This is a genomic window from Nostoc sp. DedSLP04, assembly GCF_034530775.1.
Classification (GTDB): domain Bacteria; phylum Cyanobacteriota; class Cyanobacteriia; order Cyanobacteriales; family Nostocaceae; genus Nostoc.
On the sequence record NZ_JAVRCL010000006.1, the window covers coordinates 98,346 to 123,063 of the forward strand.

General features: G+C 42.7%; 18 protein-coding genes and 1 tRNA gene. 7 read left to right on the plus strand and 12 right to left on the minus strand.

Annotated elements, in window-relative coordinates:
* Positions 1 to 418: 418 nt before the first annotated feature.
* The 7 genes from RMX89_RS05500 to RMX89_RS05530 form a co-directional block, all read right to left on the minus strand.
* Positions 419 to 1,147 (minus strand): ABC transporter ATP-binding protein, encoded by a 729-nt coding sequence (locus tag RMX89_RS05500; protein ID WP_322669515.1) that lies wholly within the window; start codon positions 1,145 to 1,147, stop codon positions 419 to 421.
* A 74-nt stretch (positions 1,148 to 1,221) separates the two neighbouring features.
* On the minus strand, positions 1,222 to 1,449 hold the full coding sequence (locus tag RMX89_RS05505; RefSeq protein WP_322660386.1) for a ferredoxin family protein: 228 nt from the start codon (positions 1,447 to 1,449) through the stop codon (positions 1,222 to 1,224).
* Between the two features lie 248 nt (positions 1,450 to 1,697).
* On the minus strand, positions 1,698 to 2,912 hold the full coding sequence (locus RMX89_RS05510) for an ATP phosphoribosyltransferase regulatory subunit (RefSeq protein WP_322688201.1): 1,215 nt from the start codon (positions 2,910 to 2,912) through the stop codon (positions 1,698 to 1,700).
* Positions 2,912 to 3,868: a J domain-containing protein gene (locus RMX89_RS05515; RefSeq protein WP_322688202.1), complete on the minus strand. Its 957-nt coding sequence runs from the start codon at positions 3,866 to 3,868 to the stop codon at positions 2,912 to 2,914. The genes RMX89_RS05510 and RMX89_RS05515 overlap by 1 nt, the downstream gene beginning before the upstream one ends.
* Before the next feature lie 74 nt (positions 3,869 to 3,942).
* Entirely contained in the window at positions 3,943 to 4,755 is an 813-nt protein-coding gene (locus RMX89_RS05520; RefSeq protein ID WP_322688203.1) for an inositol monophosphatase family protein, read from the minus strand.
* A gap of 98 nt (positions 4,756 to 4,853) precedes the next feature.
* Positions 4,854 to 5,399, minus strand: a complete 546-nt coding sequence (locus tag RMX89_RS05525) for a thermonuclease family protein (RefSeq protein ID WP_322688204.1) — start codon at positions 5,397 to 5,399, stop codon at positions 4,854 to 4,856.
* A gap of 81 nt (positions 5,400 to 5,480) precedes the next feature.
* A complete protein-coding gene (locus RMX89_RS05530) occupies positions 5,481 to 5,849 on the minus strand; it encodes a 2Fe-2S iron-sulfur cluster-binding protein (protein ID WP_322682544.1) in 369 nt (122 codons plus the stop codon).
* A gap of 105 nt (positions 5,850 to 5,954) precedes the next feature.
* Between RMX89_RS05530 and RMX89_RS05535 the strand changes: the two genes are divergently transcribed.
* Positions 5,955 to 6,039 (plus strand) — tRNA-Ser (locus tag RMX89_RS05535).
* Between the two features lie 178 nt (positions 6,040 to 6,217).
* Here the strand turns inward: RMX89_RS05535 and RMX89_RS05540 are convergent.
* The 4 genes from RMX89_RS05540 to RMX89_RS05555 all read right to left on the minus strand — a co-directional run bounded on the left by RMX89_RS05540 (position 6,218) and on the right by RMX89_RS05555 (position 11,406).
* Positions 6,218 to 8,452: a glycoside hydrolase gene (locus tag RMX89_RS05540; RefSeq protein WP_322688205.1), complete on the minus strand. Its 2,235-nt coding sequence runs from the start codon at positions 8,450 to 8,452 to the stop codon at positions 6,218 to 6,220.
* Between the two features lie 77 nt (positions 8,453 to 8,529).
* A complete protein-coding gene (locus RMX89_RS05545; RefSeq protein WP_012408256.1) occupies positions 8,530 to 8,760 on the minus strand; it encodes a NifU family protein in 231 nt (76 codons plus the stop codon).
* Between the two features lie 454 nt (positions 8,761 to 9,214).
* The gene (locus RMX89_RS05550; RefSeq protein WP_322682542.1) at positions 9,215 to 10,990 is read right to left on the minus strand and encodes a sensor histidine kinase; all 1,776 of its coding nucleotides are present in this window, start codon (positions 10,988 to 10,990) and stop codon (positions 9,215 to 9,217) included.
* Between the two features lie 179 nt (positions 10,991 to 11,169).
* Positions 11,170 to 11,406, minus strand: coding sequence for a hypothetical protein (locus RMX89_RS05555; protein ID WP_094353260.1), 237 nt, complete (start codon positions 11,404 to 11,406; stop codon positions 11,170 to 11,172).
* Positions 11,407 to 12,033: 627 nt separating this feature from the next.
* Here RMX89_RS05555 and lepA point away from each other — a divergent pair.
* The 5 genes from lepA (at position 12,034) to RMX89_RS05580 (ending at position 21,938) form a co-directional block, all read left to right on the plus strand.
* Entirely contained in the window at positions 12,034 to 13,845 is a 1,812-nt protein-coding gene (lepA, locus tag RMX89_RS05560; protein ID WP_322669522.1) for a translation elongation factor 4, read from the plus strand.
* 342 nt (positions 13,846 to 14,187) lie between these two features.
* On the plus strand, positions 14,188 to 16,863 hold the full coding sequence (locus tag RMX89_RS05565; protein ID WP_322688206.1) for a PAS domain S-box protein: 2,676 nt from the start codon (positions 14,188 to 14,190) through the stop codon (positions 16,861 to 16,863).
* A 216-nt stretch (positions 16,864 to 17,079) separates the two neighbouring features.
* On the plus strand, positions 17,080 to 18,267 hold the full coding sequence (locus RMX89_RS05570; RefSeq protein ID WP_322688207.1) for a glycosyltransferase family 4 protein: 1,188 nt from the start codon (positions 17,080 to 17,082) through the stop codon (positions 18,265 to 18,267).
* A 427-nt stretch (positions 18,268 to 18,694) separates the two neighbouring features.
* Positions 18,695 to 20,560, plus strand: coding sequence for an alpha-amylase family glycosyl hydrolase (locus tag RMX89_RS05575; RefSeq protein WP_322688208.1), 1,866 nt, complete (start codon positions 18,695 to 18,697; stop codon positions 20,558 to 20,560).
* A gap of 331 nt (positions 20,561 to 20,891) precedes the next feature.
* Positions 20,892 to 21,938: a cyanophycinase gene (locus RMX89_RS05580; RefSeq protein WP_322688209.1), complete on the plus strand. Its 1,047-nt coding sequence runs from the start codon at positions 20,892 to 20,894 to the stop codon at positions 21,936 to 21,938.
* A gap of 559 nt (positions 21,939 to 22,497) precedes the next feature.
* Here RMX89_RS05580 and RMX89_RS05585 read toward each other — a convergent pair.
* Positions 22,498 to 22,998, minus strand: coding sequence for a hypothetical protein (locus RMX89_RS05585; protein ID WP_322669527.1), 501 nt, complete (start codon positions 22,996 to 22,998; stop codon positions 22,498 to 22,500).
* An 815-nt stretch (positions 22,999 to 23,813) separates the two neighbouring features.
* Here RMX89_RS05585 and RMX89_RS05590 point away from each other — a divergent pair.
* Positions 23,814 to 24,479: a phosphoribosyltransferase gene (locus RMX89_RS05590; protein ID WP_322688210.1), complete on the plus strand. Its 666-nt coding sequence runs from the start codon at positions 23,814 to 23,816 to the stop codon at positions 24,477 to 24,479.
* Positions 24,480 to 24,718: the final 239 nt, after the last annotated feature.

A 24,718-nucleotide genomic window follows, 5' to 3' on the forward strand; every position in this document is an offset into this window, starting at 1 on the left:
GAACTCACGTTAATTTATGGTTGAGGTCTAAATACCCATCCATGACATAATTCAGAATTGCGTTAGCGAGTCTGCGTACTCTGTAAGAGTTGCAAGCTACGCTTTTAGCGTCTCGTAGAGAGCGTCATTGCGAATGGGATTTTGGTAAATCCGGGTAATTTAGATTTTAGTCAGTTTTTCCTGAATGAATGTCCTGTTTTGCCTCTCGACTAGCTGTAGATGTGATCAGAAACGGATTATTAGGGAGAATTCTTTGAGCATCGAAAACGACGGTCGCGGCAGTGGCAGGTAATGTTATGGCTTTTGTATTAGTTATAGATAGCGTCGGCGCAGCCCAACCTAGTCATCGCTATAGACTGGTGAAGCTCCGATATTAAGCTGGTGTTATGTTGAATGGGGCAAGAGTGATAAAAAAGGGTTAATGTCTCTTACCTGCTCCCAGATATAGCTCACCCACTTTCGGGTCATTCAACAATTCTTCACCAGGGCCGGAGATCGCATCACGTCCCGATTCTAATACATATCCACGATTAGCCATCTCTAAAGCTTTACGGGCATTTTGTTCAACTAATACGATTGCAGTACCTGCCTGATTAATTTGTTTAATCTGCTCGAACACTTGTGTCACCAAAATCGGCGACAAAGCAGCAGATGGCTCATCTAAAATCAGCAAACCAGGTTCCAACATCAAAGCTTTGCCCATCGCTAGCATCTGGCGTTCTCCTCCAGAGAGAGTACCAGCGCGTTGACGACGGCGATCGCTTAATCTCGGAAACATAGTAAATATTTTATCTTTAATTGGTTTCAGGGGAGTGTTAAGCACAAAAGCACCCATCTCCAAATTCTCTTCAACACTTAGAGAAGGGAAAACATTGGCGATTTGCGGTACGTAGCACATTCCTCGTTGGACAATTTGATTGGACTTTAGCCCCACGATATTTTCACCTTTGAAAGTAATTGTGCCTGTGTGGGGGATCAAAAGCCCAAAAATTGCTTTTGCCAAAGTAGATTTACCTGCACCGTTGGGGCCAATCACTGTCACCAATTCTCCTGGTGCAACCTGAAAATTCACACCTTGCAGGATATCTACATCTTTGATGTATCCGGCGCGAACATTTTGAACTTCTAATAAATAGTCATTAGTCATTGGTCATTTGTCATTGGTCATTGGTCAACAGTCAAGTCAAACATAACTATTGACTATTGACTGTTGACTATGGACTATTGTGGGGTTTTTTGCAACTCTGGTCGTTCTTCTGGAAGAATCGCCCCTTCTACAGGGCAAACTTGGAGACAGATGCCACAGTCGATGCAAGTGGCAAAGTCAATCCAGTACCAATCAGTTCCCTTGGTGTTTTTGCCTGGGCCATCATGAATACAAGCTACTGGACAAGCATCTACGCAGTCAGCTACGCCTTCACAGACTTCTGTAACAATTGTATGCGGCATGTTCTCGATTCCCTCTTTTCTGTATCGGCTATTTCTAGCCTAGCAGGGGAGGGGAGGGCAGGGGGGCAGGGGGGCAGGGGAGACAAGGAGACAAGGAGACAAGGGGATAAACAAAACTCCTAACTCCTAACTCTTAACTCTTTAACTCCTAACTCCTAACTCCTAACTCCTAACTCAGCACTCAGCACTCAGCACTCAGCACTCAGCACTCAGCACTCCTAATGCCCCATGCCCAATCCCCCACTCACTTAATGCAATGGTTCTATTTTTGGTGAACCATCAGCTTTGATCCAGGCAATTTGGGCAATGCGGCGATCGCTTGCATATTGGCGAATTGCCTCTGCATCTCTTCCCCCTAAGTCAATTTCTACTCGCACCAAATCAGTAGAATCTCGGAGTTTTTGTGCGTAGACAAAGGCGGCAGCGTTAGCACTAGCTGTCTCTGGTGCTACCAACCAGTCAGTCGCTGGAGTTTCTTGTGGTAATTGCTGGGTAGACAACAGAACTTGGTATAAATCTTCGATACTTAGTCCAAAACCAATTCCGGGAATGTTTTCTCCTTGAGGATGATATAGCCCCAAAAGCTGGTCATAGCGACCACCACGCCCTAAAACTCTGGTTTGGGATTCAGTATCGTTGACAACTTCAAAGACGATACCAGTATAGTAATCTATGGTTTGGATCAGGCTGAGGTCGAGGATTAAGGGAAATTTTTTCTCTGATTCTAGTAATTCTACTAGGGATTTGAGGTTATTCACTGCCTCTCGCTGTTCTTCATCTAAATCCAGACTACTAACTTTTTGCAACACGTCTGCACTTGGGCCGCGCAAATCCATGATGATTTGGGCGCGATCGCGCAGTTTGTCACTTAGGGGTAAATTATCTATGGTGATGCGGTCAAGATGAGCGATCGCACTGCGAACTCGATCCTGTAAATTAGCAGGAAAGGCACTCAGGAGCGATCGGGTAATTCCCGCTTCACCCAAAATTAAATGCCATCCCTGCAAACCCAATGCTGCCAAACAATCTGCGACTAACAGCAGCACTTCCGCATTCGCCAGCAATCCACCAGTACCTAACAACTCCACCCCAGCTTGATAAAACTCTTGCTGGCGATTATGCCTACTTTCCCAAGTGCGACGAAACACATTGGCGTTGTAATACAACCGTTGGGGATAAGTCACACCAGCCATTCGAGTCACAACAGTACGAGCAATAGATGCTGTTAATTCTGGGCGTAGCCCCAATTCATCATCTTCGCCGTTTTGTTGTAGTTGAATCACCATTTGACGCTGGATTGCTTCCCCCGCCATCAGGGTATCCATCCGCTCCAAAGTCGAGGTGATAATCCTGTGATATCCCCAGCGATGAAACACCTGCTGTAACCGATCTTCAATCCAGCGTTTTTTCTCCACATCCAAGGGCAATAAATCCCTGGCTCCCGCTGCTGGTTGATACACCATTATTTTTTCTTCCCACCAAACAAACCACCGAACAAACCACTACCAGATTTATCTGGTTGCTTATCTCCATTATTGGGGGATGAAGTCACCTTCTGATCGCTAGGTTGTTGTCCTAAAGCCTTATCTATTTTAGGTTTCCATTGCAGAGCCGTTTCGTCACTGGGATCTAATTTTAGAGCGTTGTCAAAGTGGATTTTGGCCATTTTTAGCTGATTTTGCTTCAAATACACCATTGCAATTAAGCTATGACAGCGACTATTCTTTGGTTCTAGCTTCAGGGCCTCTTGCAACTCTACTTTGGCTGGGGCAAATTGGTTTTTGTCAATCAAAGATTGAGCGCGACGAATATACTGTTCTACAATCAAGTCTTCTTTTGGTGGCGCTGGTGCTGCTGCTGCTGGTGTATTTTTTGGTGTGTTTGGCTGAGGTGTACTTGATTGGACTTTGGGTTGAGCAGGTAGCGGCGCGGCGGATGCTTTACCCGCACTCCGCATTAAATACACTAAATTCAACTCACTAGCTTGGGCAATGACTTGCAGTGCTTGTTCTAAAGAATCATATTGAGTTTGGGCTAGTTTTGCGATCGCAGTTTTATAAAAATGATCGATATTAGCTGCCTCAACTAACTGTTTAGCCAAGTCGGTATTTAGAGTTACCGAAGTCGACTCTTGTACCAGACGCTTGCCAATTTGCGACAAAATTAGAATATATTCAGTGCGAGTGCGATCGCCAGAGAGTTTTTCATAAGCTGGATTAACCAGCTTTGATAACAATTCATTACCGAGATGTTTTTGAGCAGCAGTTTCAGTAAGACTACTGTCTGGGTGCAAACGGCGGGCGACTTGGAGATAGCGTTTGCGAATCTCTTTGACATCGGCATCAACTGGAACGCACAGCACTGCGTGATGATCTATGAAATCATATTTAAATAGTCCACGATCTATTTTGAAAGACATATAGAGTTTTTGCACTAAGGGAGCAGTTAGATTGCTTTTAGTGTACCCAAAGTCGTAGAGAAAGCCCCCATCTGCTACACCCAAGCTGACAGTGGTGGAACCCGTAAAAGTTCGTTACTGAGAGAGTCGTGAATATAACTATTTGTAGCAAGAATTCTACCAGACTCAATTTTGACAGTAGTGCCATCGTAGGCGGTGATTTTGCCTCCGGCTTCTTGTACCAAAATTATCCCAGCAGCAATATCCCAAGGAGAAAGTCCCCGTTCCCAGTAACCATCGACACGTCCACAGGCAACATACGCCAAATCTAGCGATGCCGAACCGCTACGTCTAACTCCTTGGGTAAGATGGGTAAGATGAGTAAATTCTGCGTAGTTGTTATCAGAGGTTTCGCGGCGATCGTAGGCAAATCCTGTTACTAGTAGGCTTTTATTCAGTTCAGATGTTACTGAAACCTCGATCGGCTGACGGTTACGCGTTGCCCCTAAGCCAGCAGCAGCCCGGAATAGCTCATTGTGAAATGGGTCATAAATTACACCAACTTGGGGAACGCCATTAATTAACAGCCCGATGGAAACGGCGAAGAATGGGTATTGATGAGCGTAGTTGGTTGTGCCATCAAGAGGATCTATTGCCCAGAGGTACTCATTCTGTTGATTACCTAATTTTCCTGATTCTTCAGCGAGGATCGAGTGCTGGGGAAAGTGGCCACGCAAAATTTCTAAAATCAACTCTTCTGAAGCTTTATCAGCAGCCGTGACCAAATCACCAGGGCGTCCTTTTTCAATAATTGCATCTTCTAACTTACCCAAGTAACCTTGCAAAATAGCACCAGCAGCCAAGGCCGCTTCTGTAGCAATATCTAGAAAAATTTGTAAATTTGTCATTTGTCATTGGTCGTTTGTCATTGGTCGTTTGTCATTGGGCATGGGGCATTGGTTTATTTCCCTCTAGTTCCTAGTTCCTAGTCCCCAGTCCCCAGTCCTCAAAGATTTTGGCGGCGAAACTCGGCGGGAGTGAGGCGCATGGGTTTTTCTGGGTTCCAGATTCCTTGCCCCATGAGTCTAGCCCATTGTTGGGCACGTTCTAAACGCAGGTCATATTTGTGGTTAGGCGATCGCCCTACAAACATTGCATTCCCTTGTTTGACTAATTCTTCATTCAATAACACCTTATTTTTCCACACATAAGCTAGAGTTCGCCCGATTTTGTCTTTTGCTTCTAAATCAAACTCCAGCGTTACCGATTCTTCTACACCACCAATTAGATTCTCTAACTGTTCTTTTGCTGCTTCCCCCCAAGGGCGCTGTCGCAAATCTGGTGCATCAACTCCTACTAACCGCACTTGGGAAATCAAATTTGGTTGTTCAGCCATGCCCAAAACTTCCAAACTTTGCCCACTAACTACCCGCGCTACTTTCACTTGGGCTTCATTGTTTGGCAGCTGGTTCTTGCCTTGGCAACTCACCAAGAGCAATAAACAAGCCAAAATAGCTATTTTTTGCACCCACTTACCAAGACGCACAACCATCAAAAATTCTCCTATGGTCGCTGCATATACCGAGCAGAACCTCTTTCCCCCTGCCTCCTGCCCCCTGCCTTATTCAATTGTTTATTCCTCATCTAAGGGTAAACCCGCTTTAACTCTTCCCCTAGCAAAATAGCGTCCAAACTGAAGTTCGTAGACTTCATCTTCATCTTGCGTCTCCACTTCCAAGTCAGAACGGGGGTAACTCACACACAACAAGGCATAACCTTGCTGACGTAAATCTGGCGACAAGCCGATCGCTTCTGGTTGGTAAATTTCTCCTGATAACACTCTCACAGCACAAGCAGTGCAAGCCCCGTTGCGACAGGAAAACGGTAGTTCTACCCCTTGTTTTTCGCCAGTGTGCAGGATGTAGCGGTCTTCTGGCACTTGTAGGGTGTGTGTTTTGCCAGTGGCGCGATCGCGAACTTTAATTGTGTATGTACGGGACATCTGGATTTGCGTTTTGGGATTAGGACTATCAGATTCAATCTAGAATATCTTTCTTATCTTTGCATTTTCTGGGATTTTATAGTATGATCGTAACTTGTGACACCTGGAGAGGTGGCCGAGCGGTTTAAGGCGCAGACCTGGAAAGTCTGTTTAGGGAAACTTAACGGGGGTTCGAATCCCCCCCTCTCCGTTCTCAAAGCTTAGTCTAAATATATAGTTTGAATATAGCCAAATATATTTAAAACTAAAAAAATTAAATATGATTTGCAAAAATCTTTGCAACATCAATGAATTATCTGTAGAGGCATACAGATGTACGCCCCTAATAGGTATTTCGTGAAATGGTATAACACCAAAAATATTAAATGTTAAGGCACCTCAATGGGAATCAAAGCATTTTCTGGCAAATAGTTGGAAAAACGCCCTTCATCTGCAAGCACCAAAATCAGACGCAGAGGATAATCTGGTGGAACTTGCAAATCTGCCCACGGTACTGCCAACTCTAAACAACTATTTATTGCTACTTGAGCGCGACTGAAACGGGGATGCCATTGATGATTGTCTCCCGCTTCCCGAAACTGAATCGATTGCGTCAGCAAGTTAACTTCTAAAAGATGGTGGAAATGGTAATTAAGTGGGGCTGCATCTGGTACATCTGCCAACGGAATTGGGCTGTTAACCATTGTTTTTTCTGGATAGAACCACAACAAATTCAATTCTGTTGGCAAATCCCGTCCTGGTGCAGCGCCACTTTTAAAGTCTAGCCGCAAATAGAAATTTAAGTGATCTACCCCATACCAAAGTCGCTGGATAACACTGCTGTTATGCATCGTCCCCCGCGCCCCGCCGATTTCTATGCGTCCAGCTTTGTCCCAATCTTGTTCGTCACCCTTACCATCAATGACGGGGTGAATAAACCCTTGTGGGGTGTGGTTTGCTTGTGCTGCATGGATTTCCACTGGTTGCTTGAGATAGGGCGGTATAGGTTCATTTAATGCCTTGTAAATGCCAAACAGATGTTCTCGAAACAACCGATCAAAAATGGCATCCTGATTTGAGGAGTGTCCTGCACCAAACCACCAAAACCAGTCGGAACCCTCTGCGGCATACAATGCTTCCCATGCTTCGGGATTGTTTTCTTCCGTCGCTTCGGGATGACTTGCAAGCATTTTCCTTGCTTCTGTCAAGTAATCCCAAGCACGATTTTTGGCGGGATCGCCGATCCAGGTGGTGAAACTGCCATCTACCCAAGAACCGCTATGTAATTGCCCTCCGGGGATGATGGCTGTGGCTGGAAATTCTTCTAGAAATTCGGAGACAGTGACGAGTTTGAGGTGGGGTTCATCGCTCAAACTTTGATATAAAGCTTCTAAGAAGGGTTTGCCATCTTGGGAATAAAATTCCCAGCAATTTTCTCCATCTAAGGCGATGGTAACTAGCCAAGGTTGTTCGCTATGACTATCTCTTTGCTTTTTAGCGATCGCTTGCAAATGTCCTACTAAATCGGCTGCTGCCTTTTTTGCTGGCATTGCACCATAAGTAAAACCAATCAAGTCTGATAATCTGTGGTCGCGAAACACAATTGACAAGTCACCCTCGGCGGTTTGCAGGCGATAGGGTCGATACAACAATTCTGGTTGCTCCACATTCCCCGCCCCATCTCGATGAAAAAGGTGTTTCAGCGTCCACCCTAAGACGGCTTCATCTGAGCATATCCACTTATATCCTTGGTTAATAATATCTGGAAGTATTGCTGGACTTACTGATTGTTCTGAAGGCCACAAACCACGAGGTATCTGCCCAAAGCGGTCTTTATATAAGTCCCAAGCTTTCCGCAAGTGGCGGGGGATATCTTCTGCCCATTGAAAGCGTTGCTTCGGTAGTGTCATATTGGGCACAGCTACCCGACCGGAGTTAGTATCAGCTAGCAACGGTAAAATCGGGTGAGTATAAGGCGTGGTGGTAACTTCTAGCTGCCCCGCTTCCTGCATTTTCCGATGTTGGGGGATAATCCGGCTCAAGATTTCTCGCTGTTTGGAATAAATGCGCTGGCGATCGCTTAAAGTAAAATTCCGTCCCTGTTTTAACCAAGCAGCAATTTCCGGGTCATCCCAAAACAGCGGATCGATCCAAGCCAAATTGTGCCAAGCTAGCAAATCACCATAATCTGGCAATTCCCAATTTGCTAAACACCAAGCTTGCCCCTTATCCTGCCTTTGCTGGTACAACTCGGCATAGCGGGGATGCGGATCGATCAGGGTATGGTGATTAGCATCAAAAAAGTGTTGGATAATAAATTCGCGCTGTTGCTGGGTAAGTTGCTCATCCGGTGTCAAACTGGCTGTGAGATAAGGGTCAAAAGCAGTACCAGCAATATAATCTTCGAGTTGCAATATCAGCGATGGAACTAAATTTACCGTTTGGTGTAACTTAGGATACCGCTCTAAAAGCAATACTAAATCCAGATAATCTTTAGTTCCATGCAAACGTACCCAGGGAAGACGGTACTGCTGACTCGAAGATAGCGAAACGCCGCTGCCAGGAGATTTGTACAGCGGCTGATGTTGATGCCAGATAAAAGCGATGTAGAGAGGATGGGACATAGAAATAGTTAGGAGTTAAGAATAAGGAGTTAGGAGTTGATTCAAACTCATAACTCCTAACTTCTAACTCCTAACTTTTACACCACTTGCTCAATTTCTGCAATTTCCGGAATCATTTCCTTGAGGCGGCGCTCAATACCCATTCTCAGGGTCATTGCAGAACTGGGGCAAGAACCACACGCACCTTGCAGGCGCAGTTTTACAACAGGCCCATCGAGTTCTACTAGTTCCACATTGCCGCCATCAGACATGAGATAAGGGCGCATTTCATCTAAGACTGTTTCAACGTTGTCAATTGTGAGTTCCATAGTTTAGACCTGCTAAGTTAATGATGGACATTGGGGATGGGGGATTGGGCATGGGGCATGGGGCATTAATGATCTCTGTGCCAGATGCGCGGTTACTCATTAACCATTATCCAAAATTTTATTTTTCAGCTTTGTTAAATCGATCCTAAATCTAATTGCCGCTAGATTGTCAGGTGTCAGTTTTTAATAACTTTTGACTAAACCACTGCTGATTTTAGCAACTTGATATTAGATTAGCTGAACAATTTGTCGTGCAAGCCCTCCTACTCTACTTTAGCGGTTAAAGTCCTGAAGAGAACGCCAGGAGGTGACGGATAAGGAAGGTTTTTTCCCAATCCCCATGCCCAATATGGTTATTAAATAATAATTACTAAAAAACTTTCAAGTTTAAAACTCAAAACCCAGTACTGGTAATCTTCCAAATGACCAATGACCAATGACTAATGACTAATGACTAACATTCAGCACTACTTGTTGAGTCGCTATCATTAGACGAAACCATGACTGGTTGTTGATATAGTGGCACGGTGAATGTGACTGTTGAACCAAGTCCTTCGCCCAAACTATAAAAATGTACTTCACCGCCCATAGCCTCCACTAGCTTTTGGGATATTGCCAGTCCCAAACCGGTGCCGCCGTACTGGCGAGTCCGGGAGCCATCCACCTGAGAGAATAATTGAAACAATTTATCTTGTTTATCTAAAGAAACACCAATACCAGTGTCTGCCACACGTACTCTCACCATGCCAGGAAATTGCTGCTCTTGAAAGTTCACCTGAAAATTCGCCTTTTTGAGTACTAAATCAGCGCTGACAGTGACGCCACCCTCATGAGTAAATTTAATGGCATTACCTACCAAATTGAGCATCACTTGTAGCAACCGTTGGTAGTTGCTTTGGACAATGATTTCATCAGAGGTAGCAGGCATTTGCATCTGAAAGCTGAGGTTTCTCATTTCTGCTTGGGGACGCATGAAACCTTCTACATGACTGAATAGCTCATCTAGCTTGACTGGAGCGTAAGCTAGCTCCATTTTACCAGCTTCGATTTTGGCAATGTCCAAAATATCGTTGATGATATTCAGCAGATGTATCGATAAGTGGTGAGCTTCTGCTAAAAACTGATTTTGTTCTTCTGGATCGTCTGCCATCCCTTCTAAAATCAGCTTCAAAAAGCCAATCATACCGTTAAGGGGGGTACGAATTTCATGGGATACATTAGCTAGAAACTCACTTTTGAGGCGGGAAGCTTCTTCGGCTTTTTGACGCGCTATTTCTAATTCTTCATATAAAGTAGCATGAGCGATCGCAGTTCCCAATTGATCTGCTGCTTCTTTTGCCAGTTCTAATTCCGATTCTGTTAATGTATAGCATTCATCCTGCCAATTCAAGGCAACCAATCCATTGGCTTGGTCTTGATAGCAAGTCGCAACTACTAAAGTTTTCTGCCGCCCAGACTCTTTGTATCCAGGCACTTCCATCGTAACTGGTTCTAGGGTTGCCAAGGCTTGAGCAAAGGCAGGCTCAGAAGCTATATCTATGTCCAAGCCAAGCATTGATTTGAGTTCTGGCTGGCGATATTCAGCCTTCACCTGCACTTTTGAGCTTGAGGGCTGATAAGGACAAATAATGCAGCGTTCTAGCCGCAGTGCTTTCCCCAAACTGTCAACTGTTTGCTGCCAAATAATATCTAAATCTAATGTCCGGCGAATATTTCTGGTAATGCGATTTACCAATTTTTGGTGTTGCTGCGATCGCAAAGCCAACTCTATTTGTGTGGGCGTTTTTGATGCCACGCGCGCTTGTTTTTTGTTGAGTGTCGCTTGTATTAAGCGTCCCATCACTAAAACGGTAGTGGCAGTGGTTCCCAAACTCGGCATAATCGGACTGATCGCTAAGTCCAACTCAAATAATTCTTTCTGATAGCTAAACCAACATTGAAACCTTTCTGGCACCAAACTTGTCAAAATTCGGTGCAATCGTTCCAAATAACTAACCTTATCCACTGGGGCAAAGGTTTGAGTCTGGTTCAGCTCGTCAACTATTTTTTCAGTATTTAACCCCAGGAGTTCGCTGTACTGCCAACAAAAGGTCAGATAGCGCCCTGCCCCATCTTGTGTATAAACTAACTCGGCTCCTAGAGTGGGTAATGAGCCATCAGTCTTACTGGTAATAGATTCCAGATTTTGGGAAAATACATTTGACAATTGGGAATTGGCAGTAATAGTCATTAATTGAGTTGGATAGACAAAGGGTATCCGACCGTAATTTTACTAAAGCCGCTGAAATTTATACATAAATTTTTACAGCTTTTTTGTGTTTGATGGGGTATTTTTTATTGTTCTGAAAACCAGATTGGCAAACTTTACTTTTTTTAACTTGCATTGACAGTTAAATAATGGCAATGGCGTTAATCGTTCCATTCACCGCGAGGAGGAACAGGAGTACGCACAGGCGTGCGCGTTAGTTCGTCATCTCTGAGGAGTTCACCCCGTAACCACTGGCGAATCGCCACCTCAATTACTTTACTTGGGTCATTGGTGAGATGCTGAATTTGCTCTAGTAACTCGGAGTCTAGGCGGACAGCAATTTCTACCTTATCGGCTGGTGTATTTTCCGCTTTGGTAGTTTTCTCTCTCATATTCATAGGTTTATATACTCTGAATTCTTTGAATTGGTTTTGTCTAAAGCTTTGTAAAGTAGTTATATTCATTATTTGGGCTAATTCGCTGAAAAATTTTCAAGGGCACAGTTCAATAATTCCCTGAAATAGCACCAAAGTAACAGCTTTAAGTTTTAAATCGCATTTTTCATATAACTGACTAGACAATGGCTCTAGAAATTTTGCCGATCGATCGGCGATTACGGGCAATTAGCAGTCGCAATTGCCCACGCTCCCGACACGATCCCTAGATGTACTTATTTACATTTATTGTACGCTCCTAACTGTTGAATACTAGCAGCGACAAATAGACCTTCATAATATTCTTAAATGTCCACCTATTTAGATCGAAAGTTCAAGATGGGGTGAAGAGGGGACTGGGGATTGGGGACTGGGAACTGGGGACTGGGAACTGGGAAATAATTTTTCTACTATCTAATCCCCAGTCCCCAAAACCCAAAACTCAATACCCAAAACCCAATACCCAATACCCAATACCCAGTCCCCAGTCCCCAGTCCCCAGTAAAAGCAGCGTCTTGGCAAAGAAAGCATTAAAATACATTAAGTAAATTGCCCTTTTAACTTTGGTTGCTGCTAAGGCAAAGATAGTATATGACTGACGTTCCCGCAGTTCGCATTCGCAATTTTTGTATTATTGCTCACATCGACCACGGGAAATCAACCCTCGCCGATCGCTTGCTACAAGCTACTGGCACTGTTGAAGACCGACAGATGAAAGAACAGTTTCTCGACAATATGGATTTGGAACGGGAGCGCGGCATTACGATTAAGCTGCAAGCTGCCCGAATGAACTACACAGCTAAAGATGGTCAGCAGTATGTGCTGAACTTAATTGACACTCCGGGACACGTGGATTTCTCTTATGAAGTCTCCCGCTCTCTTGTTGCTTGCGAAGGAGCGCTATTGGTAGTAGATGCGTCCCAAGGTGTGGAGGCGCAAACTTTGGCTAATGTATATTTAGCGTTAGAGAATAACCTGGAAATTATCCCGGTTTTGAATAAAATTGATTTGCCGGGGGCTGAACCAGAACGGGTAATTGGCGAAATTGAAGAAATTATCGGTTTAGATTGCAGTGGGGCAATTCTAGCTTCTGCTAAAGAAGGAATTGGGATTGATGAGATTTTAGAAGCAGTTGTCGAGCGGATACCGCCACCGCCAAATACGATAAATGAACGCTTACGAGCGTTAATATTTGATAGCTATTATGACAGTTACCGGGGAGTAATTGTGTATTTCCGGGTGATGGATGGCACCGTGAAAAAAGGCGATCGCATCCATTTAATGGCATCGGGTAAAGAATTTGAAATTGATGAGTTAGGTGTCCTTTCTCCGACTCAAAAGCAAGTTGATGAACTGCACGCTGGGGAAGTAGGCTATTTGGGAGCGGCAATTAAAGCTGTAGCTGATGCACGGGTAGGAGACACAATTACCCTCAGTAAAGCGAAAGCGGAAGCACCCTTACCAGGTTACGCAGAAGCGAACCCGATGGTTTTTTGTGGGATGTTCCCCATTGATGCCGATCAATTTGAAGATTTGCGGGAAGCCTTGGAAAAGCTGGAACTCAACGATGCAGCGCTGCATTACGAACCAGAAACTTCGAGCGCGATGGGGTTTGGTTTCCGTTGCGGGTTCTTGGGTTTGCTGCACATGGAAATTGTCCAAGAACGTCTAGAGCGGGAGTATAACCTGGATTTAATCATTACAGCCCCCTCGGTGGTTTATAAGGTGATTACCATCAAGGGTGAGGAACTGTACATCGATAATCCTAGCCGTTTACCTTCTCCCAACGATCGCGAAAGAATTGAAGAACCCTACGTCCAAGTAGAGATGATTACCCCGGAAACTTATGTTGGCACCTTGATGGAGTTGTCACAAAATCGCCGGGGCATCTTCAAAGATATGAAATATCTTGCCCAAGGACGAACCACACTCACTTACGAACTACCCTTAGCGGAAGTTGTAACTGACTTTTTTGACCAGATGAAATCGCGATCGCGCGGTTACGCTAGTATGGAATATCACATTATTGGCTACCGTGAAAATCCTCTGGTGAAGTTGGATATCATGATTAACGGCGATCCCGTCGATTCCTTGGCGATGATTGTGCATCGAGATAAAGCTTACAACGTCGGGCGGGCAATGGCCGAAAAACTCAAGGAACTAATTCCCCGCCATCAATTCAAAGTGCCAATTCAGGCATCTATTGGCAGTAAAGTTATTGCCAGCGAACACATCCCTGCTTTGCGTAAAGATGTGTTAGCCAAATGCTACGGTGGTGACATCAGTCGCAAGAAAAAACTTTTGCAGAAGCAAGCAAAAGGTAAAAAGCGGATGAAATCTGTAGGTACTGTAGATGTACCCCAGGAAGCCTTTATGGCAGTACTGCGCTTGGATCAAAGCTAATTTAAGAGTGTTTATCCAAAAACAATTGGCTACTTGCGCCTACATCTCAACCGGAAAAAACATACAGCAGAATTCAGGAGAAAAATACCCTCAATACGCTTCGGTTAAAGGGGAAAGGGTAAAGGGGAAAGGTTTTGAATACATCCTTTACCCGCAAACCCATTCCCCAGACCACAAGGAAAGTGAAAAATTCCAGCATCTTTTCAGAAATAGTGGTAACTTGCTGTTGGTATATTTTCTAAGGTAGTGGTAAATATATAGTGATAGCAGAAACTGAAACCCTTGCTATATAAGGACTGAGAAAATAAAAATCACTACTTTTATACCACTACCCAAAATATCATGAGTCGCAAGCAAGCCCAAGAAAAACTCTCTGAGGCAGAGCGAAAATATCGCACTCTCGTAGAACAAATTCCGGGCGTTGTATATATCTCACCCATTAATACCACTGCAAATGAAGCTTATATTAGTCCGCAACTGCAACAATTATTGGGCATTGCTCCCGAAGATTGGAATCCTGGTTTATTCAATAGTTGGTTAGATTACACTCATCCAAACGATCGCGATCGCCTTTGGCAAGCTGTAAACACTACAATCGCTACCGGAGAGCCTTTGAGGATTGAGTATCGGATGATTAGGCGCGATGGCAGAACAATTTGGGTACGAAACCAAGCCAATCTCGTTTTTTGTGCCGATGGACAAACTCAGCTACTTCAGGGTTTAGTATTGGATATTAGCGATGTCTATGACGAACTTTGTTTACGCAAACAAGCACAAGAGAGCGAAGAACTTTATCGTACCATCCTCGAAGACCAAACAGAATTGATTGCTAGAGGCTTACCAGATGGCACTTTTACCTTTATCAATGAAGCTTACTGTCGATTTTTTGGACTAGAGCGAGACAAAATTATCGGTCAGCACTACAAACCTGTTGTGTTTGAGGAAGACCAAGAACGTGTTTTTAGTCTGGTAAATTCCATTAGCTTAGAAAATCCCGTTATCACAATTGAAAATCGCGTTGTAGCTTGCCAAGGAGTGCGGTGGACGCAGTGGATTGTTCGAGGGATATTTGATGACCAAGGTGCGATTGTAGAACTTCAATCTGTTGGACGAGATATTACCGATCGCAAACTGGTAGAACAAGCTTTAAGTGAAAATGAACAAAAATTCCGGGCGATTTTCAATCAAACCATTCAGTTTATCGGATTGCTTCAGCCGAATGGAATTGTATTAGAAGCCAACCAAACAGCACTAGACTTTGCTGGGATTAATCGAGAAGAAGTAGTTGGCAAGCCTTTTTGGGAAGCAAAGTGGTGGACAATTTCTCTAAATACTCAAGAGCAATTAAAAACTGCGATCGCCGCTGCTGCTAAGGGTGAATCTATCCGTTATGAAGTTGAGATTTTAGGTCGAGATCGTCAAGCGATCGCGATTGATTTCTCACTGCGTCCTATACTCGATCGAACCGGGCATATTACCCTACTGCTCTCAGAAGGACGAGATATTACTGAATATAAAGTCGCGCTTCAGGAACGCCACAAAGCTGAAGAGGCATTGCGCTCCAGTCAAGACTTTCTGCAAAAGGTTGCTAATACTATACCGCATATTTTGTATTTGTTTGACCTCTTACAAGGAACAAGTATTTATCTTAATCAGAAAAGTGTGGCTATTTTAGGCTACTCTCCAGAGGAATTTTGTAACGCAGATCCGCAGTGGCTAATAAATTGCTTTCATCCAGACGATCGATACCTCTGCTATGACATACCGAATCGCTTTGTCAACCTGAACGACAATGAAGTACTTTCCACTGAATACCGATTCCGACACAAAAATGGAGAGTGGCGTTGGCTAAATACACGAGAAGTCGTATTTGCCAGAGATGCTAACGGCACTCCAACGCAGATTCTTGGCTCGGTAGAAGACATCAGCACTCGTAAAGAAGCTGAAGTGATGTTGCGACAGCAAGCAGAGGGAGAACGGTTAATTACTGAAGTCACTCAACAGATTCGGCAATCACTGAATTTGGAGGAGGTTCTGAATACAACAGTAAATAGTATTCGCCAGTGTTTAGGTTCAGATTCCGTAGCTATCTATCAGTTACAATCTGACGGAAGTGGGAATTTTGCAGCAAAATCAGTGGGTGATGACTATCCTCAGAGATTAGAACTGACAATGCATCCATTTTCCCTCAAACAAGATTTTAGCGACTATTACCAAGGATTACCTAAAGTTTTCCATAACATTCAGGAATCTAATTTTTCAGCCGAGGTTTTTGAGTTATTACAACTCTATCAAGTTAAAGCGGCTATAATAGTGCCGATTTTAAATGAAGAGCATCTGTGGGGTTTACTCATTGTTCACCAGTGTATCGCACCTCGTTATTGGCAAGCGTTTGAAGTAAATTTGTTGCAGCAATTGGCTAGTCAAGTAGCGATCGCTATTCATCAATCAGTACTTTACCAGCAAGTGCAAGCTGCCAATGAAGAATTACAAAGATTAGCTACTTTAGATGGTTTGACTCAAATAGCCAATCGCCGCCGATTCGATCAATATCTGGAATCTGAGTGGCAACGACTCAAACGCGAGCAACTTTCACTGTCTTTAATTTTGTTAGATGTCGATTTTTTTAAACTCTACAATGACACTTATGGTCATTTAGGAGGGGATGATTGTTTGCGACAATTAGCAAGTGCCCTCAAAAATATTGTTAAGCGTCCAGCCGATTTAGTCGCTCGTTACGGTGGAGAAGAATTTGCTATCATTTTGCCTAATACAGAGATTCAAGGAGCAATCTATGTAGCTCAAACTATTCGACAAGCAGTGCGCGACTTAGCCATTCCCCATGCTCAGTCTCGCGTGTGCGATCGTGTTACCGTTAGTCTAGGTGTTGTGAGCATTGTGCCAAATGCTGAAATTTCGCCGCCAGACTTGATTAATGCAGCAGACAAGGCACTTTATGTAGCCAAACAGCAAGGACGCGATCGAGTTCATACCGTTTCCGTCCTTATCCCTTCTTGACAAGTGAGTTCCGAAGGGGAGGCTCAATTGTTCTGATTACGAATTATTACTATACCTTGCTTTCTCTCCTTAGCCTACACAGTTGATAACCTTTAACAAAATCACTGTTAAAAAATCTAAAAATTTTAGTAAAAGTACTCACTGCATTCGCCAGACTTGTATTTTTAGGTAAATGTAGTTTGTTAGATATTTATAAAGTGTTGGGGAGTCTAGTAGATGAAGATACTGGTACTGAGTTGGGAGTTTCCACCAAGGATTATTGGGGGAATTGCGCGACATGTGGCGGAGTTGTACCCGGAACTGGTAAAGCTAGGACATGAAATTCACCTGATTACAGCTGAGTTTGGTCACGCATCGATGTATGAAGTAGTTGAAGGAGTAAAGATACATCGAGTGCCAGTGGCATACAGTAACGACTTTTTCCACTGGGTAGTGAATCTCAATTTGAGTATGGGAGATCACGGTGGTAAATTGATTTTAGAAGAAGGGCCCTTTGATTTAATTCATGCCCATGATTGGTTAGTCGGAGATGCGGCGATCGCTCTCAAGCATAATTTTAAAATACCACTAATTGCCACAATTCATGCTACTGAATACGGGCGATACAACGGTATTCACACAGAAATTCAAGGTTATATAAATGGCAAAGAAACCTTGCTAGCTTACAATGCGTGGCGGATTATTGTTTGTAGCGACTATATGCGCCAAGAAGTAGAACGAGCGCTCTACAGTCCTTGGGACAAAATTGATGTCATTTATAACGGTATCCGAGCCGAAAAGAAAAAGCATCACATCGATTTTCATGCTCTGGATTTTCGCCGTCAATTTGCCGCAGACGAAGAGAAAATAGTTTATTATCTTGGTCGTATGACCTACGAAAAAGGTGTACCTATATTACTTAATGCCGCACCCAAAATCCTTTCAGAAATGGGAGGTAACGTGAAATTTGTAATCGTTGGTGGTGGCAATACCGACCATCTTAAGCGCCAAGCCTGGGATTTAGGCATTTGGCATCATTGCTATTTTACCGGTTTTCTCTCCGATGAATACTTAGATAAATTTCAAACTGTCGCAGACTGCGCAGTTTTTCCGAGTCTTTACGAACCATTTGGGATTGTAGCTTTAGAAAGCTTTGCTTCTCGCGTCCCCGTGGTAGTTTCTGATACTGGTGGTTTTCCAGAAGTAGTGCAACATACCAAAACAGGCATTGTCACTTGGGTGAACAATCCCGATTCTTTAGCTTGGGGAATTTTGGAAGTGCTGAAAAATCCAGGTTATCGTCAATGGCTGGTGGATAATGCTTATGAGGATTTAGAGCGCCGCTTTAGCTGGCCGAAACTCGCCAAGCAAACAGAGCAAGTATATCAGCAAGTTGTGCAAGAGCGATCGCAAATATCGTGGTAAATTTTAGCTCCCCGATTTCTTCAAGAAGTTGGGGATCTAAAATTTTATTTGAACTTGCATAAATCCTTAATCAACCTTTGATAAGTTTATAGCTGGTACTGCTGCAATTTCTGGAGTAGTGCAAATTTAATCTGGTTTTAGATATTACAGCATAGTTCAAGTTGGTAAGGTACACAAGCTAAATCTGTTACTCAGGTATAAAGCATGTTTTACTCCTGAATTATGCTGTATTTTTAGAATTCCGAAATCAGTAATATCATGTCCGCTTGATTGCTTATTAAACTCGAAGAACCCCACCCCGCCAAAGCTGTGCTTTGTCTCCCCTCCCCGCAGGCGGGGAGGGGTTGGGGGTGGGGTTCTTTTATTATGGGTAATTTGGCGGACATGATATAACACGAGAAAAAGCTAATTCATCAAGGATGACTATATGAAACTGCTTCCTTTGGATAAACTAGGAGCTAGAGAAGCCAACGGTATTGTTGATTTTGGACTATTTCTACCTTGGGTTTCTCAAAAGGATGGAAATCGGCTAATAATTAAAATTATCCACGAAAAAGATCAATTTCTCCAAGATATTCAACCCTTAGAATTTGAACTCAAGCATTCTATCGACTCAGAGTATGGTGATTATTGGTCAACTCAAATAGATATCAAAACTCAATCAAAACCCAGTGCCAAATCTGCATGGGGAGAACCAGGTAGATATGTTTACCGCTATTGCTTACAAAATCCCAATCGGGGAGAAATAGATTGGATTATTGACCCTTTTGCCAGAGAATTTGGTGTAGGTAAATTATCCGCTTTCACACTTGGCTATCAACAATATGAGTGGAGCCAGAAGGAAAAAACTTGGAAAACTCCAAACTTAAAAGATATTGTTCTCTACGAATTGATGATTGATGAATTCGGCGGCAATATTGATGGAACAATTGAAAAACTCGGCTACATAGCAGATTTGGGAGTTAATTGTCTCGAAATTATGCCACTTTCCAATGTAACCTTAACAGTAGATTGGGGTTTTTTACCAATTGGCTATTTTGGGGTAGATGAACGATTTGGTAACAGAAAAGATTTACAAGGTTTAATTGATGCGGCACATCAAAACAACATTGCTGTAATTGTAGATGCCGTTTATGGTCACACTGGTGATAGTTTTCCATACTCTTATGTTTACAGAAAACTAGGCTATCGTGAGAATCCTTTTATGGGAACATTTGCTAAAGATTATTTTGGCGAAAGCACAGACTATAATCGCAAGTTTACCCAAGAGTTTTTCTATACAGTCAACTATCACTGGCTAGATGTTTATCATGTCGATGGTTTTCGCTATGACTGCGTACCCAATTACTGGGATGGTTCTACAGGAGTTGGTTACGCTAACTTAATTTTTAACACTTATAAAACAGTCAAAGAAAAGAGACAAGCTGGCGAGTATTGGCAGAGATTCTTTAACAATGACACAAACGATGACACGATCAATTTGATTCAGTGTGCTGAACAATTAGAAGGACCAAAGGAGATTCTCGAACAAACTTATACCAACTCTACTTGGCAAAATGAAACTTTTGGTGCAGCTGAAAGTGTAGCTCGTGGAAATAAAGGTGATTTAGCTAATCTTGGCTTTAAACTTGGTCTAGATGGCTATCCTTCAGAGATTACAAACAATGGTGACAAAATTGCTAAAACAGCACTGCAATATATAGAAAATCATGACCACTCCCGCTTTGTTTGTAACTTTGATACGATCGCCCGCGATAATGATTTATTAAAAGAAGGGAAGCGTGACTTGTGGTATAAAGTCCAGCCTTACCTAATTGGGATTTTCACTGGTAAAGGGATTCCGCTACTGTGGCAAGGTCAGGAATTTGGTGAAAACTATTTCCTGCCAGAACAAGGTTTTGGTAGAGTGATGTTGCTTCGACCTGTACGATGGGATTATTTTTATGACCCCATTGGTAAGAGCGTACTTTCTTTAGTACGTAAGTTGATTAAACTGCGCAGTCAGCAACCGCAGTTTACGGAAGGCGACCATTTCTTTTACAACGATTATGACCGCTATCATTCCAAAAATGTGCTGCTATTCTCACGCAAACATGGTAACAAGTTTAGCCTAGTAGCACTTAACTTTAGCGATCGCGATCAAAATGTACCCTTCTGGTTCCCCATTGCTGGCAATTATCAAGAAGAACTAAATGGTGAAAACAATTTAATCGGCGTTCCCAGCTATTCAGAATATTGGGTAACTATTCCCAGTAACTACGGAAGGATCTGGACAGTGACAACCAATACCTAATCTATTTTAGGTTCGATCTGACCAGAATTAAACGCTACAAGCAATGTAGAGATTTTTGCACAGTAACGCAGAGAATTAACGATCGCTCTGCGTTATTTTGCGTTAACAAACAGTACAAGACCTGTACGCTGGAAATTTTACCCTATCTAGTGCCACAGTTAAGCTAGTGCGCGTCTAAATTGCAGATTTTTCGTTAAGACTGTCTTAAGTCAATTGGTTATTCACAACAACTGATAAATGACTAATGACAAAGGACAAATTTCACGAATAAATAAGCAATTAAAATGCGTCACAGCCTGGCAATAATTGCAGTTTGCTCTAGAAGTTTAGTATGACAAAGGCATTCCCAAGCATAGCAAGGCGCTTGAAAAGTACAGGAATCAAGTTGTTGAAGATGGGAACCTTCCTAATAACCCGTTTTATTGCAAGCTGGAAACGCTTCTTCCTGGGTGATACTGTTGATGTTCGTCCCTCCACTCCCTCCTTTAATGTCCGTCCCTCCTTAGCGGGCCCAGTCCTGAGTTTGGGTGGGGGAGGCCCCGATGTCGATGATGCTATCCAGTGGATGATTAACCAAGTTAGGGGAGGTAGTAACTCCAGCACTAAAGTTAATGTTGTAGTTCTCCGCACTAATGGTAATCACGATTACAATCGGCTAATTTATGCCATGAAGGGCGTAAATTTTGTGGAAACTCTTCTGGTTAGGGATAGACAAGAGGCAAACAAAGCTGAGATTTATGAAAAAATCCGAAATGCTGATGTAGTTTTCTTTGCTGGCGGGGATCAATGTCAATATATCCGCAACTGGAAAGATACCAAGCTTGAAGCTGCCGTTAAGTCAGTTTACCTTAAGGGAGGTGGTATTGGTGGCACTAGTGCGGGTGCAATGATCCAAAGCGATTGTGTCTATGATGCTTGCGCTTCTTCCGAAAAAGGCATTGAAACTAGAGATGCACTCGAAGATCCCTATCGAGACATTACTTTTACTTACAATTTTTTCAATTGGAGTAATTTGAAGGGAACTATCGTAGATACACATTTTGACAGGCGGGAAAGAATGGGTCGAATTATGACTTTCATTGCCCGTCAAATTAAGGATGGTGTATCTAGCAGTGTTTTAGGTATAGCGGTTAGTGAAAGTACGTCGGTTCTTGTGGATAAAAACGGTTTGGTGAAAGTTATGGGTAGGGGTGCGGCATACTTTGTACTTGGCAATCATCTGCCAGAAGTATGCGAACCCCGAAAGCCTTTGACCTTTTCCAATTACAAAATTTGGAAAGTCCGCAGTGGCGACACCTTCAACTTAAGAAATAGACCAACTTCTGGGTACTATCTCAGGAGTGTCAAAAGGGGACGGATTGATTCAAATCCCTATTGAGTGGGAGGGCTGATTCAGCCTATTTCAAACAGGATTTGTCAAAATGGTTAGCGAGAAAATTGTAAGTAAGCTGTTACGCATTTAATTTGTATATTTACTCGTGAGAGTTGTCATTGGTCATTGGTCATTAGTCATTTGTATTTCAAAGGACAGATGACCAATTGACTTAGGACAGTCTGAATGCAAAAATGTACAATCTAGACGCGCATCAATTTAAGCGTGAGAGTTGTCATTGGTCATTTTCCTTTTTCTCTTTAACCGAACTGTATTGCCCCAACCCTTCCCCGATGCTTTGGACAGGGAAGGGTTTGCCTTAGCAAATGCAGGGTAGAGTTCTTTATTTTTGATTTATGCAAGAGGTCTAATTTTTAATTGTTATAACTCTTAATTTTTACTACATTCTAATTTTGAAAATAGCTTCCAGGAGCTTTTAGCTGACTTGTGTCAGAGAGGATTAAATAAAAGTAATTTTAGAAAATAATGTGACAGAACCTGAGCTTCGATTTTGCTCGGCTCAACCTAGCATATATAAGATTTTGAAAGTAATTTCGGGCAATATTTAGGCGCTGATAGGTTGTTCAGATTCAATTAACTGATTATTCGGTACATCAAATCTAATAGTACTAGCTGCCCAGTCTTTAAAATCAGGTGCTAGCCAGACTAGCTTACGCAGAATTTCATCATTGACCCACAATACCAAGGGAAACTGAAACTGTTTCCGAAACTCATCTCGCATGATATTGGTACTAATAATCAGTTGGTTAATTGCCACTACAGATTCTAAGCCTCGTACCATCAAAGCTTCGGGTTGAGTAGTACCAATTTCACTTGTAATAGCTGTGTATAATTTGTCATCAGTAGGGGAGAGCAAAATTTCGTGGATATCTGCTGATGAAAATTCTGTTAGCAAATTCAACACTTGCTGCTGTTTTTGAACACAGTTACAACAAGCCAATAACAGTGAAAACTGTCCGCCAGAAACCATCATCGCCCTTGCCAGTCTCTTAGTAGCTGCTGTGCTGCTAACTGTGCCGTTTTCTGAATTGGTTAAGCCGATCATGAAAAACACCCTTCTTTTGATTTTCAAGCATATTCAGTGATTCTACCCTATTAATTTTTATTCAAAAGTGTTAATTGGGTAACTTTGATGACTTTTTCTGTAATATTAAGCATTATATAACGAACAAGCAGATGGTGCATTATCTCATGTTCACAATTTAGGGAGAATGTAAAGAGAATATCAACACAAGGTCTGCAACAGGGGACATACGAAGAATTAACAATTGCATTATCACTGGATTTTCATAAATTTTTGCATCTGCTAACAATTAAGTATTTTTTAATTTATAGTAAAACAAAATACTCAGTAAAAGTCTAACAGTAAATGTTAGCAAGTGGCAAAAGTTATAGCAGTTTTCAAATGCAGCCCTACTTAAACATTAGGTTTTCCATGTCAGCCTTCTTTTGCGATCGCCCTATAACTTTGCTTCACGCTAACACCAGTTATCTACAGCAGTAAACCCCCTACAGCAAGAGTTAACTGCGTCACAATGTCTTTTCAATCAGCCATTTGGGGAGGGATATTGAGTCGGGAGTAGTAAAATAGTCTCAACACAAGATGCAGAAATCTTGTTGCATTAAAGCTAACTCATCCGTTTGATAGAACTGTAGATTGAAGATGTCGCTCCGTTAGTGGAGGACAGGGAATATTTAGCTTTCTAAGATCGATTTAGAACATCTGAACTATAACAACAAGTTTGGAATTTGCTCAATTGCTACATTTTTTGAAGTTGATAGCCAATAACAAACGTATTGTAAATAAATATTTATTTAATTTTTTGGAAACCAATTAGGAATATTTAGGAATATTACATCATGCTATTTAAAAATCGGAGGTTTGCAGGTCAAGTTTTGGCTCAAGAGTTAACCGCTTATGCTAATGACCCAGATGTTGTGGTATTAGGGCTACCAAGGGGTGGTGTACCCATTGCTTTTGAAGTTGCCAAAACCTTAAATGCTCCCTTAGATGTTTTAGTGGTACGTAAATTGGGTGTGCCCGATCGAGAAGAACTAGCGATGGGAGCGATCGCTTCTGGTGGTGTGCGGATAGTCAATAAACATATTATCAACTTGGTGAAGATATCCGATGAAGTAATTGCCAAGGTGGCACTACAAGAAGAACGGGAGTTAGAGCGGCGGGAACGGCTTTATCGCCAAAATCACCCCTTAAGAGATTTGAAAGGACGCACAGTCATTTTGGTAGATGATGGTTTAGCAACGGGTGCAACGATGTGGGCTGCTGTTGTAACTGTACGAAAACAGCAACCTGCTCAGATTGCGATCGCTGTGCCTGTGGCTGCACCCGAAACTTGCCAAGAGTTAGAAACTGAAGTTGACGAAATCGTTTGCATCTCCAGACCCAACCCTTTCCAGAGCGTTGGTCTTTGGTACGAAAGCTTTCCTCAAACGACTGATGAAGAAGTCCGCGACTTACTCGCAAAAGCGGCAAAGAACGGTGAAGCAATACCTCTTGGTATGTAGAGAAAGATTAAGTTTATGAGATAGTCTCAACTCCCGAATTGAAGTTTTAACGGGACAGAAATCAAATGGCGTGATGATAGCGGTTCGGATTAGTGATGTTGCCGATACAAAAACGTCGATCGAGTATACAAACTAGTGGTTTATCGCATTAATTTTGAGAAATAAGAGAACGAACCGCAAAGGACGCATAGACACAAAGTGGCTTCCCGAAGGGTAGAGCGCAAAGGAAGAAAAATTAA